This is a genomic window from Nonomuraea sp. B12E4, from assembly GCF_039871825.1.
GTDB lineage: Bacteria > Actinomycetota > Actinomycetes > Streptosporangiales > Streptosporangiaceae > Nonomuraea.
In genome coordinates, this window is sequence record NZ_JBDPME010000004.1 from 259,100 (window position 1) to 274,732 (window position 15,633).

At 69.4% G+C, this 15,633-nt stretch carries 19 protein-coding genes; 4 read left to right on the forward strand and 15 right to left on the reverse strand.

The genetic code is table 11. The annotated features are described in order from the left end of the window. Window positions 1-62: 62 nt before the first annotated feature. From ABGB18_RS12520 to ABGB18_RS12535, 4 genes are all read right to left on the reverse strand, one after another. Entirely contained in the window at window positions 63-614 is a 552-nt protein-coding gene (locus ABGB18_RS12520; RefSeq protein ID WP_132608802.1) for an NADH-quinone oxidoreductase subunit B, read from the reverse strand. A 1-nt stretch (window position 615) separates the two neighbouring features. Next, window positions 616-1,011: an NADH-quinone oxidoreductase subunit A gene (locus ABGB18_RS12525; RefSeq protein WP_347695616.1), complete on the reverse strand. Its 396-nt coding sequence runs from the start codon at window positions 1,009-1,011 to the stop codon at window positions 616-618. A gap of 64 nt (window positions 1,012-1,075) precedes the next feature. Continuing rightward, window positions 1,076-2,314: a geranylgeranyl reductase family protein gene (locus tag ABGB18_RS12530; protein ID WP_347695617.1), complete on the reverse strand. Its 1,239-nt coding sequence runs from the start codon at window positions 2,312-2,314 to the stop codon at window positions 1,076-1,078. Between the two features lie 427 nt (window positions 2,315-2,741). Continuing rightward, window positions 2,742-3,458, reverse strand: a complete 717-nt coding sequence (locus tag ABGB18_RS12535) for a demethylmenaquinone methyltransferase (RefSeq protein ID WP_347695618.1) — start codon at window positions 3,456-3,458, stop codon at window positions 2,742-2,744. A gap of 109 nt (window positions 3,459-3,567) precedes the next feature. Between ABGB18_RS12535 and ABGB18_RS12540 the strand changes: the two genes are divergently transcribed. Continuing rightward, window positions 3,568-4,809 (forward strand): hypothetical protein, encoded by a 1,242-nt coding sequence (locus ABGB18_RS12540; RefSeq protein ID WP_347695619.1) that lies wholly within the window; start codon window positions 3,568-3,570, stop codon window positions 4,807-4,809. On the opposite strand, the gene ABGB18_RS12545 is transcribed toward ABGB18_RS12540, so the two are convergent. Further along, window positions 4,806-5,024, reverse strand: coding sequence for a DUF4229 domain-containing protein (locus tag ABGB18_RS12545; protein WP_347695620.1), 219 nt, complete (start codon window positions 5,022-5,024; stop codon window positions 4,806-4,808). The two genes, ABGB18_RS12540 and ABGB18_RS12545, sit on opposite strands and share 4 nt — an antisense overlap. A 257-nt stretch (window positions 5,025-5,281) precedes the next feature. Here ABGB18_RS12545 and ABGB18_RS12550 point away from each other — a divergent pair, with 257 nt between their 5' ends. Beyond that, window positions 5,282-5,503, forward strand: coding sequence for a BldC family transcriptional regulator (locus ABGB18_RS12550; protein ID WP_026214226.1), 222 nt, complete (start codon window positions 5,282-5,284; stop codon window positions 5,501-5,503). A gap of 169 nt (window positions 5,504-5,672) precedes the next feature. Here the strand turns inward: ABGB18_RS12550 and ABGB18_RS12555 are convergent, their stop codons facing one another. Both ABGB18_RS12555 and ABGB18_RS12560 read right to left on the reverse strand, forming a co-directional pair. Further along, window positions 5,673-5,915, reverse strand: coding sequence for a hypothetical protein (locus ABGB18_RS12555; protein WP_347695621.1), 243 nt, complete (start codon window positions 5,913-5,915; stop codon window positions 5,673-5,675). 10 nt (window positions 5,916-5,925) lie between these two features. Continuing rightward, a complete protein-coding gene (locus ABGB18_RS12560) occupies window positions 5,926-6,987 on the reverse strand; it encodes a hypothetical protein (RefSeq protein WP_347695622.1) in 1,062 nt (353 codons plus the stop codon). A 135-nt stretch (window positions 6,988-7,122) separates the two neighbouring features. Between ABGB18_RS12560 and ABGB18_RS12565 the strand changes: the two genes are divergently transcribed. After that, window positions 7,123-7,416: a PLD nuclease N-terminal domain-containing protein gene (locus ABGB18_RS12565; RefSeq protein WP_347695623.1), complete on the forward strand. Its 294-nt coding sequence runs from the start codon at window positions 7,123-7,125 to the stop codon at window positions 7,414-7,416. A gap of 11 nt (window positions 7,417-7,427) precedes the next feature. Here the strand turns inward: ABGB18_RS12565 and ccsB are convergent, their stop codons facing one another. From ccsB to hemL, 7 genes are all read right to left on the reverse strand, one after another. After that, a complete protein-coding gene (gene ccsB / locus ABGB18_RS12570) occupies window positions 7,428-8,414 on the reverse strand; it encodes a c-type cytochrome biogenesis protein CcsB (protein WP_347695624.1) in 987 nt (328 codons plus the stop codon). Next, window positions 8,404-9,966 (reverse strand): cytochrome c biogenesis protein ResB, encoded by a 1,563-nt coding sequence (locus ABGB18_RS12575; protein WP_347695625.1) that lies wholly within the window; start codon window positions 9,964-9,966, stop codon window positions 8,404-8,406. Before ABGB18_RS12575 ends, ccsB begins: the two co-directional genes overlap by 11 nt. Continuing rightward, window positions 9,966-10,688: a cytochrome c biogenesis protein CcdA gene (locus ABGB18_RS12580; protein ID WP_347695626.1), complete on the reverse strand. Its 723-nt coding sequence runs from the start codon at window positions 10,686-10,688 to the stop codon at window positions 9,966-9,968. Before ABGB18_RS12580 ends, ABGB18_RS12575 begins: the two co-directional genes overlap by 1 nt. Beyond that, window positions 10,681-11,247, reverse strand: a complete 567-nt coding sequence (locus ABGB18_RS12585) for a TlpA disulfide reductase family protein (protein ID WP_347695627.1) — start codon at window positions 11,245-11,247, stop codon at window positions 10,681-10,683. The genes ABGB18_RS12580 and ABGB18_RS12585 overlap by 8 nt, the downstream gene beginning before the upstream one ends. A gap of 83 nt (window positions 11,248-11,330) precedes the next feature. Next, entirely contained in the window at window positions 11,331-11,969 is a 639-nt protein-coding gene (locus tag ABGB18_RS12590; protein ID WP_347695628.1) for a histidine phosphatase family protein, read from the reverse strand. 78 nt (window positions 11,970-12,047) lie between these two features. Continuing rightward, a complete protein-coding gene (locus tag ABGB18_RS12595; protein ID WP_347695629.1) occupies window positions 12,048-12,968 on the reverse strand; it encodes a LysR family transcriptional regulator in 921 nt (306 codons plus the stop codon). Window positions 12,969-13,375: 407 nt separating this feature from the next. After that, entirely contained in the window at window positions 13,376-14,665 is a 1,290-nt protein-coding gene (gene hemL / locus ABGB18_RS12600) for a glutamate-1-semialdehyde 2,1-aminomutase (RefSeq protein ID WP_347695630.1), read from the reverse strand. Window positions 14,666-14,739: 74 nt separating this feature from the next. Between hemL and ABGB18_RS12605 the strand changes: the two genes are divergently transcribed. Next, window positions 14,740-14,895, forward strand: a complete 156-nt coding sequence (locus tag ABGB18_RS12605; RefSeq protein WP_347695631.1) for a type II toxin-antitoxin system VapB family antitoxin — start codon at window positions 14,740-14,742, stop codon at window positions 14,893-14,895. 1 nt (window position 14,896) lies between these two features. Here ABGB18_RS12605 and ABGB18_RS12610 read toward each other — a convergent pair whose 3' ends face one another. Then, on the reverse strand, window positions 14,897-15,526 hold the full coding sequence (locus tag ABGB18_RS12610; RefSeq protein WP_347695632.1) for a bifunctional DNA primase/polymerase: 630 nt from the start codon (window positions 15,524-15,526) through the stop codon (window positions 14,897-14,899). Window positions 15,527-15,633: the final 107 nt, after the last annotated feature.

The window sequence follows — 15,633 nt, forward strand, 5'->3', positions numbered from 1 at the left end:
GGGCACCGGGACCTCAGGGGTCTCGCCGCTCTCCGGGGCACCGGGAAGGTTGTCGGGCGAGGTCACTTCGCGGCCCCCTGATCGATCAGTGGCAGCGTGCGCAGCGCCTGCAGCTCGAGCTCCTCGATCTGCTTGGCGCGGTGCGCGCCGAACTTCATGTTCTGGATCTTGTCGTGCAGCTTGACGATCGCGTCGATCAGCATCTCCGGCCGCGGCGGGCAGCCCGGCAGGTAGATGTCGACCGGCACGACGTGGTCGACGCCCTGCACGATCGCGTAGTTGTTGAACATGCCGCCGCTGGAGGCGCACACGCCCATCGAGATGACCCACTTCGGCTCGGCCATCTGGTCGTAGATCTGCCGCAGCACGGGGGCCATCTTCTGCGAGACGCGCCCGGCGACGATCATCAGGTCGGCCTGCCGAGGAGACGCCGAAGCGCGCTCCATGCCGAAGCGCGCCAGGTCGTAGTGGGGGCCACCGGTGGCCATCAGCTCGATGGCGCAGCACGCGAGGCCGAACGTGGCCGGCCACACGGAGTTCTTGCGTGCCCATCCGGCCGCCGCCTCGACGGTGCTGAGGATGAACCCGCTGGGGAGTTTCTCTTCAAGTCCCATTTCAGTCCCAGTCCAGACCCTTGCGGCGCCACACGTACGCGTAGGCCACGAGCACGGTGACGATGAACAGCAACATCTCCACGAGCCCGAACAGCCCGAGGCCAGGGGAGATCACCTGGCCCGCGTCGTTCGTCTGCTGCGCGAACGAGACCGCCCACGGATAGAGGAAGATGATCTCGATGTCGAACACGATGAAGAGCATCGCGGTGATCATGTATTTGAGCGGGAACCGTCCGCCACCGACCGGCTGGGGCGTCGGCTCGATGCCGCATTCGTAGGCGTCAAGCTTGGCGCGGTTCCAGCGCTTGGGGCCGGTGAAGGGAGCGATGGCGACCGAGAAGATCGCGAAGCCCCCCGCGAGAACGGCGAGCACCAGGATGGGCACGTAAAGGTCCATCGCTACGCCTCCTCTGGAGTCGCCGCGCGCGCGGGCGCGCAGCCGGATCTGATAGTTCTGAGAATCATGCTGGTGGCGCGACCTTCGAGAGTGCGTTAATGATCATGTCCGACGCATCGCCTCGCCGGTCGGTGAGATTACCAAGGAGTTTGATGGCAAAGCGCATCAGCCTCGGGTGAGGAAGCCCGTGCCTGGTGCCGAAGCGCATCACACCCGGTTTTCCGATCGCCTCGACGAACCACCTGCCGAGGGTGAAGTAGCCGCCGTAGGCGTCCTTCAGCACCCGAGGATAGGTCCGCAGGATCCGCTCGCGCTGCGCGGGGGTGGTGTTTCGCAGGCCCTTGGCGATGATCTCGGCGGCGATCTCGCCGGTCTCCATGGCGTAGGCGATGCCCTCGCCGTTGAAGGGGTTGATCGACCCGCCCGAGTCACCCACGAGCATCAGGCCACGAGTGTAGTGGGGCTGCCGGTTGAAGGCCATCGGGAGCGCGGCGCCCCGGATGGGGGCCGTCATGTTCTCCTCGGTGAACTGCCAGTCGGCGGGCATGGACCTGGTCCAGCGCCGCAGCAGGTCACGATAGTCGAGGTTCTTGAAGTCGGCGCTGGTGTTGAGCAGCCCGAGGCCCACGTTGGCGGTGCCGTCGCCGACGCCGAAGATCCAGCCGTAGCCGGGCAGCAGCTTGTCGGCGTCCCAGAGCTCCAGCCAGATCTCCAGGTAGTCGTCGTCGTGGCGGGGGCTCTCGTAGTAGGTGCGCACGGCCACGCCCATCGGCCGGTCCTCGCGCTTGTGCAGCCCCATGCCCACGGCCAGCCGGGTGCTGTTGCCGTCGGCGGCCACCACCACGCGGCTGCGGAGCTCCCGGCCGTCCTTGGTCGTCACGCCGACGATGTGGCCGCTGCGGTCGTCGAGGATCGGGCCTGTCACGGTGACGCCCTCCTCCAGCCGTACGCCGCTCTTGGCCGCGTTGGCCGCGACGATCTGGTCGAAGTCCTGGCGGGTGCGGACGAGCCCGAAGTCCGGGAACCTCTCAAGCTGTGGCCAGTCGAGGTCGAACCGCAGGCCGCCGCCCACGACGCGCAGGCCCTTGTTCCGGACCCAGCCGGGGGCGTCGATGTCGACGCCCATGTTGAGGAGCTGCTTGACCGCACGCGGGGTCAGGCCGTCGCCGCAGACCTTCTCGCGCGGGAACCTGGTCTTTTCCAGGAGCAGCACGTCGAGCCCGGACCGAGCGAGATAATAGGCGGTCGCGGAACCTGCGGGACCGGCACCGACGACGATCACGTCGGCATCCAATGTGCTCATGGTCGCGCCCGCTTCGCCAGTCGCTGGCTCCTAGGTCGCTCCCTCGCGGCGAGCTCCTGTGCTTGGACGTTGGCTGTTGGCACCGTCACTGGACTGTCCTGTCCTTCGAAGGCCTCGGGGTGTGGCGCCTTCGTTCCTTTGTGAACCCCTTCACAAACTTGTCGGCCCGCAGTCTACTGCTTTTCCTGTACATAGTGGCAGTCGGGGTGCTGTTCTGTGATCCAAGGGGACGGCGTGTCGCCTGAGGCCTCCCAGTCATGATCGTCACGCTAGCAGCCACTCTCCGGGGCGGCTGTCGGCAGTGTGGATCCTCGGTGCCGGGGCGACCCGAATACATTTGGGAATGAGCGCCCCAACCTCGGCATGACGAAAATTGCCGGAGAAAGGGTCCGTCTGAAAACAAGGTTTCAGCTCACTTGACAGCGGGTCAAGCGGGCTTGAACCCTCGGTGCATGGCAACGATGCCCATCGAGAGATTGCGCCACGCGACGCGTTCCCAGCCGGCGTCCTGAATGGCCCGCGCGAGCGTCGGCTGATCGGGCCAGTCCCTGATCGACTCGGCCAGGTATTCGTAGGAGTCGTCGTTGGACCCGAACACCTTGGCCACCTTCGGCAGCAACCGCATCAGGTATTCGCGGTAGACCAGGTCGAAGGCGCCGAACGCGACGTGCGAGAACTCAAGGATCACCAGCCGCCCGCCGGGCCTGGTCACCCGCAGCATCTCGCGCAGCGCCCGCCCGGTGTCGTGCACGTTGCGCAGCGCCACCGAGATCGTCACCGCGTCGAACGCGTCGTCGGCGAACGGCAGCCGCAACGCGTCACCGGCGACGAACGGCAACCCGCCGCCGGTCAGCCCGTTGCCGCCGTGCCGCCGCACGCCGGTGCGCAGCATGCCCAGCGAGAAGTCGGAGGCGATCGCCCGCGCGCCCAGAGTGGTGAACGCGACGGTGGACGTGCCGGTTCCCGCGCCCAGGTCGAGGACGAGCTCCCCAGGGCCGGCGTCGACGGCATCGGCCACCGCCTTGCGCCAGAGCCTGACCTGTCCGAGGGAGACCACGTCGTTGACGAGGTCGTAGCGCCGGGCGGTGCGATCGAACATCGCGGCGACCTCGTCCGGCTTTTTGTCCAACTGAGCGCGCGTCATGCCCACACCCTATGGGAGCGCCCGGCCAGCGGAATCTGGGACCAGCTCTATCAGGACAATCAACGGAAAGTAGCCGCGAGATTACTGAACGTCTGCTAACAATTGGCAAATGCTTGCCCGTGCCGCCCTTGCGGCGATCATCGCCGCGGCTCCCGCCGCCCACCCGCGTGCGGCTCTCGCCGCGGCCCCCGTCGCGCACCCGCGCGTCGTGTCGGCCGACCCGGTCGACACCACCCCGCACGTCCTCGACGGCATCGTCAACGCCATCACCGTGGTCGGCGGCACCGTCGTCGTGGGCGGTTCGTTCAGCGAGGTGAGCGACGCCGCGCGCACCACCGTCCTTCCCCGCGCCAACCTGTTCGCCTACGACCTGGCCACCGGCCGCGTCCTGGCGGACTTCGCGCCACACGTGGCCGGCCCGGTGTACGGCCTGGCCGCGGGCGACCGCGGCACCGTCTACGTGGGCGGCGAGTTCGTCGGCATCGACAACCGGCGTTCCCGGTCGCTGGCCAGGCTCAGCCTCTCCGACGGCTCGCTCGTGCCCGGTTTCGCCCCCCGCATCGGCGGCGGCATGGTGACCACGCTGGCCAGGCAGGGCTCCCAGCTCTACGTCGGGGGCGACTTCGTCAGCCCGCGCACGGCGCTGGCCAGGCTCGACGCGACCACCGGAGCGGCCGACCCGGCCTTCACGATCACACCGGGCAAGCCATTGACCTCCGTTGTCAAGGTCTACGCGCTGGACGTCTCGGGCGGCCGGCTGGCGGTGGACGGCTCGTTCACCACGCTCGACGGCCAGTCACGGCCCCAGCTCGGGCTGATCGACATCAGCGGGCGCACCGCCAGGGTTTCCCCCTGGCGTACGGAGGCGTACGCGCGCCCATGCGCGGAGGCGTTTCCCTCATACGTACGCGGCCTGGATTTCGCGCCGGACGGCGGCTATTTCGCGGTCGTCACCACAGGAGGCCCCAAGGGCGGCATGTGCGACACGACCGCCAGATTCGAAACCCACGCCAAGGGCACGAACATCAGGCCCACGTGGGTCAACAGCACAGGTGGCGACTCGCTCTACGCGGTCTCGGCGACGGGCGCGGCGGTCTATGTCGGCGGGCATCAGCGCTGGCTGGACAACCCTCGGGGCCGTGACTCGCCCGGGCCGGGAGCCGTGTCACGGCCGGGCATCGGCGCCATTCATCCCCGCACGGGAAAGGCGCTGAGCTGGAATCCCGGGCGGGAGCGCGGCATCGGCGTCAAGGCGTTTTCGACGAACAGCAGCGGACTACTTGTCGGTAGCGACACGACAAGACTCGGACGGGAGTACCATGCCCGGATTGGCATGTTCCCCCTGACCTAGTCGTCGTGCGGCTTCGACCGGTCAACCCGGTGGCTGATCCGTTCGCTCATGGCGTCGCGCTGCTTGGACAGCAGGACATAGCTGGCTATGCCGCTGATCAAGAAAGCCGCCAGGATCAACCAGAGCGGGTTTTGCAGACCTGCTAGGTAGAGGACACCGAGGGTCACGACAAACAGGCCGATCCGCGACGCGGTGTAAACGAGTGTGGGATGCACAGGTTCGAGGTTACTCGGACCCGTACAGCGGCCGCTCTTCGCATCGGACGCGAGCGCTGCTACTGTTCCCAGTCAGGGAGTTTCGTAAAGAAACACCCACGAGAGCCCCAAAGAGGCTCTATCATATAACAATCGGGCAGTCAGCTGATAACAACCCGTGATCTTTGTAGAAAACCACGGATAAATCAGGCTTCGCTCGACACACTGGTTACCTGTCCGCCCGCTGGCAGGAAGCGGGATGCGAGGGGGAGAGATTGGTGGAGAGTAGCAGCGAGCGTCTGCTGACCCCAGGAGAGGTTGCCGCCCTCTTCCGGGTAGACCCAAAGACGGTTACGCGCTGGGCTGCGGCAGGCCGCATCAGCAGTATCCGCACCCCCGGAGGGCACCGGCGCTTCCGCGAGTCGGAAGTCCACGCCCTTCTTCGAGGCGAGGACGTTCTTACGGCCGACAGGCCAGCAGGTGAGTCCCCGCGCGTCTGACGTTCCGTCTAGCCGGTGATCCTGAAGTGCCAGGATCACCGCTGGCGGAACCCACTGTTTCGCGTGCTTCCCGGCCACACTTCCGTACGGTGAGCACGGGGCGGCGCCATCCGCCGACCGTGGCTGGCGCCTGTCCGCCTGATCAGGCGTCTGGCCGCGCCGCCCGGGGTCAGGCGTCTTCCTGTTCTGCCTTGAAGGCCAGGAACTCGCGCTCCAGGTCGTCGTTCCCCTCCTCCCAGTGCCTGCGCCGCTCGGCCGCCTCCTCCTCCGTCAGCGACTCCGTCAGCCACTGTGCGTAGCCCGGATCATCCGGCTGGACCTCCACGTACGCGTTTCCGATCAGACGCCCGTCTTCGCTGGTCAGGCTCTGCGGCACGCGCAGGGTCCCGTCCGCGAGCCGGATGACGTACATGGTGGATCACCTAGATTCCGTAGCGCCGGTTGAAGAACAGCATGACGTTGAGCGCCATCCGGGTGTCGCCGCCGAGCATGTCCACGAGGGCCGGGCGCTGGCGGGCGGCGATGGCGGCGAAGGCGTCGGCGAAGAACTCCTTGCGGCCGAGCCCGCCTGCCTGGCGGTGGAACGTCGAGGTCAGGAGTGGCAGTGCCCTGTCGTAGAGGTTGGTGAACTCTGGCGAATCCGACACCCACTCACCGTGGGGGGCGTCGATGTCGTCGATGGCGTGGCCGACCTCGTGCATCATCACGTCGGGGGTCGGCGAGGGGCGGTCGCCCACGACGATCTTCCCGTCACCGTACGCGCCCGCGCAGATGTCCCAGGTCGCGCGGCCCGACGGCAGGGGGGCGCCGCGTAAGTAGCCCATGTCGTCGAGGTCCGGCACGCCGCCGCCACCGACGTAGATGCCCTCCAGGCCGTCCGCCAGCAGGGCCTTCAGCCGCTCCGGCAGCCTGGCCAGGCTCTCCACGGCGCGTACGACGTCCGCCGACGGCGGTCCCTGCCTGGCGTCCCACTGGCGGTGCAGGATCCGCTCCAGCCTGCCGCAGTGGCGCAGGCCGTCACCCATCGACGGCACGTCCGGCCGGTTGGGCTGGGCCCTCGGGGGCTTGTCGTCGAGCTCGAAGTCGTACCAGGTGTAGCGGGGGCGCTCCACCACCGCCGCGGGCAGGCGCTCGGGCTGTCCGCGCAGCGCGTAACCGTCCCACGTGACCTCGTGGCTCGCGTCCTGCGCACGGTAGGCCCCCGGGGACGCCGCCTCCCGTGGGCGACCGAACCCGTCCCGCCCCGCCATGCGCTCGGGCCGTCCGCTGAGGCCGTCGCTGCCGGACCGGCCGCCCCCGTCGGATCTGTTGTGTCCGCCGGCCCCTGCGCGGGCCTCCTGAGGCCGCTCACGGGCGTCGGACCAGAACGAGCGCTCGGCGTCGGCGGGGGCCTCACTACGGCGTGAGAACAGGTAGGAACCGCGCCGCCACCAGCGACCTCGCCGATGCCGCCCTTTGTCGTGAACACTCTTGTCGAAGGCCATCGCACCCCTCAATGCCGTGGAGCCCCGTGGGCGCCGCCGCATCGGCTACCACCGTACGACGCCGATCTTCCACCAGTCACCCGAAATGGGACATCGGGCAGCACGATCACGTCGCGGATGGCTTACAGTTCGGGCATGGCAGGTGTTCTGATCGGCCTTGCGCTGCTGGCGTTCTGGCTATTTTCACTGTTCGACGTGATCACCACGCCCGAAGACGAGGTCAGGAACGTACCAAAGGCACTGTGGATTCTCATAGTGGTGCTGATCCCGCTGCTCGGCGGCCTGGTGTGGCTGGCCCGCGGCCGCCCGCGGGCCCCGCGTGCGACCTGGCCGGTGCCTCCGGGTCCGGGCATGCCGAAAGGACCGGACGACGACCCCGACTTCCTGCGCGACCTCGACCGCCGCATGCGAGGTGACGACGTCAACTAGGTCAGTCCGGCTCAGACGTCGGCGTAGCTGTGCAGCCCGCTGATGAAGACGTTCACGCCGATCAGGTTGAACAGCAGGCATCCGAACGCCAGCAGTTGCACGATCGTCGCCGCCTTGCCCCGCCAGCCGGCCGTCACCCTGGCGTGCAGATAGGCCGCGTAGGCCACCCAGGTGATGAACGACCAGATCTCCTTGGGGTCCCAGCCCCAGTAGCGCCCCCACGCCCGGTCCGCCCAGAGCGCCCCCGCGATGACGGCGAACGTCCACACCGGGAAGGCGAACACGATGGCCCGGTGGGCCACCCGCTCCAGATCCTCCCGGCTGGGCAGGCGCGACACACCGTCCCCGCGCATCAGGTAGAGGACGCCCGACACGCCTGCCAGCGTCAGCAGGCCGCTGGCGGTGATGGCCGCGGTGACGTGGATAGCGATCCAGTACGAGTTGAGAGCGGGCACGACCGGCCCCGCCGAGGTGTAGAAGACCTTGACGGCCAGCCCGAGGCCGAGCGCCGCGGTCACCATGACGAACGGGCCGAGGAAACGCACGCTGTGGCGGAGCTGGGTGAGCAGGAACGCGGTCACGGCGGCGAAGCTGATGGCCACCACGAACTCGTACATGTTGCCCCACGGCCACCGCTCCACGGCCAGGCCGCGGGACACGATGGCGGTGAGATTGGCCGCCCAGCCCAGCCAGGCGAGGCCCAGCGCCACCATCCCGGCCCTGGCCACTCCCTTACCGAGCGGCTCACCGAGCGGCACCGGCGGCACGGCCGGTCCGGCGTCGGTGGTGACCGGCTCGCCGGCCCCTCCGGCGCCCGCCCCGACCGCGACCGGCTCCTTGACCGTGACCTGCGCGCCGGCGGACCCGGCGGCGGCTCTGCCCGGATGGGTGCGGCCGAAGGCCAGTTCGATCGCGAAACCGACCATGGCCAGGACATAGAGCAGGACGGCGGCGACGACGAAAAGATCGCTCAGCCCGGCGAGTTGCTCAGCGGACATACTTCTCTCCTGCTGATAGAACCTTGACGATGTCGGCGAACTCCTCGTGGAAGCCCGCCACGGAGCCCTCTGTGCGGGTCAGGCCGCCCACGTCGACCGCGCCACCCTCCTTGACCCTGACGAAGACGCGGCGCCGGCGGATCAGGAGCGAGAGCATGATGGCGATGACGGCCGTGCCGGCCGCCGCCAGGGCGGGCATGCGCCCCGGGTCGTGGGACGTCTGGAGCGTGATCCACTCCTTGACCCCGGTGAACTCCAGCTTGCCCAGCCCCCCGGGCAGGTCCACCGACTGCCCCACGGACAGCGGCTTGGGCGTGTTGGAGCCCATGAACAGCCGCTTGAGCTTCTTGAGCACCTCCGGCTCGGCCAGCGTGTAGACCGACTGCGGCTTGCCCGAGTTTACGCCCAGGTCACCGGAGAAGGCTCCGAGGATCTCCACCTGGGGATTGACCTCGCCGGGGAAGGCGGAGGCGTAGGTGCCGTCGGTCAGCGGCACGCTGGTGGGCAGGAACCGCAGCAGAAACCCGAGCTGCGAGGGCTGCGCGTCGGGCACCTTGACCACGCATCCCGAGGTCATCGTGGACTTGTCCTCGATCAGGCACGCCACAGGACCCTCGTAGGCCACCTGGCCCTTGCCGTCGGTGACCTTGAAGACGGGAGCGTAGCCGTTGCCGATCAGGTAGAGCTGCGTGCCGTCGACCTCCAGCGGCGAGTTGACCTTGAGGTCGTAGTCGCGGGTGGGCGAGCCCGGGTGGTCGTCGACCTTCAGGTGGGCCGTGTAGTCGAGCGCCTGGCCGCGCTTCTCGCCCGTGAGCTGGTAGGACACCTTGAAGTCGGCCAGTTGGAACGAGAACGGCTCCAGCGACTCGGCCGAGACCTGGTTGCCCGGGATGAACCGGTCATAGGCGGCCACCGTGTTGGCGAACCCGTCGCCCTCCACGACCAGCACGTTGCCGCGGTAGCCGTAGAGGGAGCCGAAGCCGACCGAGAGCAGGATGCCGAGCAGCGCGACGTGGAAGAGCAGGTTGCCCGTTTCGCGCAGGAAGCCCTTCTCCGCCGAGACCCAGCCGTCGCCGGTCACCACGCGGAACCGCAGCTTCCGCAGCCGCCGCGCGGCCTCCTCGACGCTCAGGCCGCCCTCGAACGAGGCGAAGTGGGGCAGGCGCGACAGGTTCTTCGGCGCGGCGGGCGGCTTGCGGCGCAGCTCGCGCAGGTAGGTGACGGTACGCGGGATGATGCAGCCGATCAGCGAGGTGAACAGCAGCAGGTAGACGGCCGCGTACCAGGTCGAGCTGAACACCTCGAAGAGCTGGAACCTGTCGTACCACTCGGCCAGGGTCGGGTTCTGCTGGTAGAGCAGCGCGACCTTGTCGGGATCGACGCCGCGCTGCGGCACCAGCGAGCCCGGCACCGAGCCGAGCGCGAGCAGGAACAGCAGGATCAGCGCCGTCTTCATCGAGGTGAGCGTGCGCCAGCCCCAGCGCAGCCAGCCCATCAGCCCGAGCCTGACGTGCTTGGGCGCCTGCTCCTTCGCCAACTCCTGGACACTCATCAGATCACCGGTTCGAAGCCGCCGATGAAGCCCTGCATGGCCGCGATCATCTGTCCCCACATCCCGGTCACGAGCAGCACGCCGACGGCCACCATCATGCCGCCGCCGATCCTGGTGATCAGGCGCGAGTGCCGGCGGATGGCCCGGAACGTCCGCAGCGCCCTGCTGTAGGCCAGCGCCGCGACCACGAACGGCAGCCCGAGGCCCAGCGCGTAGGCGACGGCCAGCAGGGCCCCGCGGGTGGCGCTGCCCTCGTTGAGCCCGAGCGTCAGCACGACGGCCAGCGTGGGCCCGATGCACGGCGTCCAGCCCAGCCCGAACACCACTCCGAGCAGCGGCGCACCGGCCAGGCCCGCGGCCGGGAGCCGGTGGATGCGCACGTCGCGCATCAGCGCCGGCACGGCGCCCAGGAACACCAGCCCGAGCAGGATGGTCAGCACGCCGAGCACCCGCGTGATGAGGTCGGCGTTGACCAGCATGACGGCGCCGAGCCCGCCGAACAGCGCCCCGCTCAGCACGAACACCACCCCGAACCCGGCCACGAACAGCACGGCCCCGAGCACCAGCCGGCCCCGCCTGGGGTCGGCGCTCATGCCGGTCACGTAGGACAGGTAGCCGGGCACCAGTGGCAGCACGCACGGCGACAGGAACGACACCACTCCGGCCAGCACCGCGATCGGCACCGCGAGCAGCAACGAGCCCGAGGCGACGACCTCACTCATCGCGCACCTTGGTCACCGTGTTCATCAGGTCGGTGTATTTGACCGCGCCGAGCGCTCTGGCCGCGATCCTGCCCTGCTTGTCGATGATCAGCGTGGACGGGATCGCCGCCGGCGGCACCGTGCCCTGGAAGGCGAGCGCCACCTTGCCGGGCTGGTCGTAGATGTGCGGGTAGCCGGTGCCCTCGGTGCGCTCGAAGGCCTTCGCGTCGGCCTGGCGGTCCTTGAAGTCGACGCCGAGGAACTCCACGCCGGTGCCCTTGGTCTTGGTCGAGACCTCCTTGAGCACCGGCGCCTCCGCCCGGCACGGGCCGCACCACGACGCCCAGAAGTTGAGCACCACGACCTTGCCCTTGTGCGCGGCGAGGGAGGCGGTGGACCCGTCGAGCGTGGGCCCCTCGACGGCGGGCGCGGGCTTGCGCTCGCTCGCGTCGAACACCTGCATCTTCCCGTCGCCCGCGACGAAACGGGTGTCGCCCGCCTGCGGCTGGCCGCTCTGGTTTCCCGCGCAGCCCGCGACCAGCACAGCCAGCAGGACGAGGGGGATCAACTTGGCGCGCACGGAGGAAGATCTCCTTGTACTACAACCGGTAGAGCTTGCAACTCTACCGTCGGGGCCACTCGCCCCGGACACCGGGGAGCCGATCAGGCACCGGGGATGGAGGGACCCGCGCGCAGCGAGCCGGCGGGCTCGCTGTAGCCGATGCTGACCAGGCGGTCGCCGTCGAACGTGAGGGTGGTGAGGCTGGCCAGCGCGCACTGTCTGCGCCGTGGATCGTGCCAGAGCCGGCGCCCCTCGGCCGCGCACCTGATCGCCCAGATCGGGAGCTGGTGGCTGACGAGCACCGTCTCGTGCCCGCGCGCCACTCCCCTCGCCTCGTCGATCACCGACCGCATCCGCCGGACGATGACCGGGTACGGCTCGCCCCAGGAGGGACGCAGCGGATTCCAGAAATAGCGGTAGTTGCGTGGGTTGCGCAGCAGCCCCATGCCCTGGCCCACCGGATGGCCCTCCAGCAGATTGCCCGCCTCGATCAGGCGGGCGTCGCGGACGACGTCGAGACCGAGCTTCTCGGCGAGCGGCGCGGCGGTCTCCAGGGCGCGTTCCAGCGGCGAGCTGTAGATCGCGACGATGTCACGGCCTCCGATCGCCTTGGCGACCGTCTCGGCCATGAGCCGGCCTGTCTCCGACAGATGGTATCCGGGCAGTCTGCCATAGAGGATGCCGGCGGGATTGTGCACCTCACCGTGGCGCAGCAGATGGACGACGGTGGTTTCAGCCATGGTGTGGCACAGCCTAGCCGCTCCGCCGGGCCGGATGGCCGGGGCCCGCTGGGCGGCGTGGTGGCCGTCGCATCCGGGTTAGGTGACCGCCCAGGCGTTCTCCTGCGTCCTGCTGGCCTCCGCCAGCGCCTCGACCATGGCCCTGATCGCGGGGCGGCGGGCCGCGTCCGTCCGCCACAGCGCGTAGATGCGGCGCGTCTGCCGCGGTCTGATCGGAATGAGCCGTACGTTGCCCGGCACGCAGTCCCGGCCCAGCCGGGGCACGATCGCGCAGCCCAGGCCGCTCGCCACCAGGGCGAGCTGGGTCGGGTATTCGTCGGCCATGCAGGCGATCACCGGCTCCACCGAGGCGTTGCGGAGGGTGAAGGCAAGCCAGTCGTGGCACACAGTGCCCGGCGTGGAGCTGATCCACCGCTCGCCGTGCAGCTCGGCCAGCTCCAGCTCCCTCTTGCCCGCCAGCGGGTGCTCCGCGGGCACGGCGACGTCGGCGACGTCGTCGAGCAGCGTGGCCTTGGACAGGCCCTCGGGCAGCGCCATGGGCCGGTTGAGCCAGTCCTGGATCACGCCCAGGTCCAGCTCGCCCCTGGCCACCTCGCGCACCACCCGCTCGGGCTCGCGCTCGTTGAGCTGCACCCACAGGTCGGGGTGGCGGTTGCGGAGCGAGACGAGCGCGCCGGGCATCAGGCCGCGGGCCGCGGTGGGGAAGGCCCCGATGTTGAGCCGGCCGACGACCTCGCCGCGCAGCGCCTCGAAGTCCGCCTCCGCGGTCTCGACCAGGGCGAGAATGCGCTCGGCGTGCTCGGCCAGCAGCCCGGCGGCGTCCGTCAGCCGCACCCCGCGGCCGTTGCGCTCCATGAGCCTGGCGCCGGTCTCCCGCTCCAGCTTGGCGATCTGCTGCGACACCGCGGACGGCGTGACCATGAGAGCGTCGGCCGCCGCTCCGACCGACCCGTAGACATGAACTGCGTGCAGAGCCTTGAGCCGGTTCAAGTCCAACATGTAAGCCAGCCTAAACGGTTTAGCGTAGAAAGTCTCGCTTGTCGTTGAATGTGTAGCGGATGAAAATAGTTGCATGAGAATCCTGAAGACGAAGAAGCAGCAGCCGGCCCACCCCTCCTACCTCCAGACCCTCGCCGAGCAGGCCCGCGAGCAGCGCATCCGCTACCAGAAGCCCGCTCGCTGAGCGACCCTCGTTCGCTGAGCTGAGCGAGGCCGCTCGCTGAGTGACCTCCGCTCGCTGATGAGCGAGGCCCGCTCGCTGAGTCAGGCCCCGCCACCTCGCCCCCGCCTCCGGCCCGACGCGACCGGCCGAGGCAGGGCCGCCGGGGTGGCGGCCACCGCCCGGTGGCTCGACGCCTGGCCGCCGGGGAAGCGAGCCTCCAAACCCCGTCCCCGAGCCGCCCGCTCTAGAGAGCCGCGGCCGCCGCCTTCGCCGCGACCGGCAGGGCCTCGGCGACGCGGCCGAGCGCCTCGTCGTCGTGCGCGGCCGACAGGAACCACGCCTCGAACGCCGACGGCGGCAGGTAGACCCCCTGGTCCAGCATCGCGTGGAAGAACGCGGTGAACGCCGCCGTGTTCTGTGTCCTGGCCAGGGTGAAGTCGGTCACCTCGGCGTCGGTGAAGAAGACCGAGAACAGGTTGCCCGCCCGCTGCAACCGGTGCGGCACGCCCGCCGCCGTGAGCGCCTCGGTGGCCGCCCGGCCCACCGCCAGCGAGGCGGCGTCCACCTTCGCGTAGGTCTCGGCGTCCAGGGCACGCAGCGTGGCCAGGCCGGCGGCGCACGCCAGGGGGTTGCCCGACAGCGTGCCCGCCTGGTAGACGGGCCCCTCGGGGGCCAGATGGGCCATGACGTCCGCCCGGCCGCCGAACGCCGCCGCGGGCAGCCCGCCGCCCATGACCTTGCCGAACGTCATGAGGTCCGCCTCCACCGGGTCCAGGCCGTACCAGCCGGAGGGGGAGACGCGGAAGCCCGTCAGCACCTCGTCCACGATGAGCAGCGCCCCGTGGGCCGTGCACAGCTCGCGCAGGCGCGCGTTGAAGTCGTCCCGCGGCGGGACGACGCCCATGTTCGCCGGGCACGCCTCGGTGATGACGCACGCGACCTCCGCCGCTGCGAAGGCCTCCTCGACGGCCTCGATGGAGTTGTACGGCAGCACGATCGTGTCCGCCGCCGACGCCCCCGTCACGCCCGGCGTGTCCGGCAGCCCGAACGTCGCCACCCCGGACCCCGCCGCCGCCAGCAACGCGTCCACGTGCCCGTGGTAGCACCCGGCGAACTTGATCACCTTGGACCGCCCGGTGAACCCGCGGGCCAGCCGCACGGCGGTCATCGTCGCCTCGGTGCCGGAGCTGACCAGCCGCACCTTCTCCACCGGCGCCACCCTGGCCACGATCTCCTCGGCCAGCTCCACCTCGCCGGCGGTGGCGGTGCCATAGGAGAACCCGTTGGCGACCGCCTCTGACACGGCCTCGACGACCGCGGGATGGCGGTGCCCGAGGATCATCGGCCCCCAGGAGCAGACCATGTCGACATAGCGGTTGCCGTCCGCGTCGGTGATGTAGGGGCCCTGGCCGGAGACCATGAACCGCGGCGTGCCACCCACCGCGCCGAACGCGCGCACCGGCGAGTTGACACCTCCCGGCACGATCCGGCGGGCACGGGCGAACAGGTCCTCGGAGTTCTGTGTACGGCTCACGCGCACCAGATTAGTCTCGGCCTTCCGCGCCCTCGCCCCGAGGTGTAGGCGTGCTCTGAACATTGGGAGGAAGCGTGTCAGTCACTCAGGTCGATGTCGACGACGATGCCCTCAAGGAAGCCATGCGCATGATGGGCACGACGACGGAGGAAGAGACCATCAACACGGCCCTTCGTGAATACGTCGCACACGCCAAGCAGGTCGAGCAGCACGACATCCGGCGGTTCTGACTCAGTCGGCGAGCCACTCCAGCAGGAGCAGCGGGTCGGGCAGCGGCCGGTCGGCCGGGGGGCGGAGCCAGGTGACCGGCTGCCCCGTGGACAGGGTCGAGGACGGCGCCAGGACGTAGCTGTCGCGGCAGTGCCAGCGCAGCCCCGGCGTGTCGTCGATCGTGGCCGGGTCGCAGTCCAGTTGGCACGACCACCACTCGTCCTCGTCCTCCGGGTTGCCCCGGGTGGCCACATAGAACAAGACCCGGTCACCGTTGGCGGCGACCGGGCCTGGCTGGGCGCCGGCGGCGTCGATCCGGGTGAGGGCCGACAGGCCGGCGGCGAGGGGTACGTCGAAGACGTCGAACACACGCCCCGTGGGCAGAATCACATTGGCCTCGGGCTCGACCTGCCACCAGCGCGTGAGCAGGGCGGGGTCCGTCGTGGCCTGCATGTGCCAGGCGGGGGACAGCGGATGGGCACCGGGATCGGGACAACCGAGGCGGTCACAGGAACACGCGCGCCGCCCCTGACGCAGCGGGTATGCCCCTGGCACGACGGGCCATCCCAGCGCGGCGTATTCGAGCACGGAGCCGATTCGCGTCGGCCGCGACCGCTTTCTGGTACGCCGAACCAGTGGTACCCCCACCATGGTGTCTCCCGTCGAACTCACAAGCGGGGGCCCCGGGTCATACGCCTCGCAGGACACACCAGCACTTGTCATCGCACTCTAACGCACAGGCCTCAGGAGTTGACGGG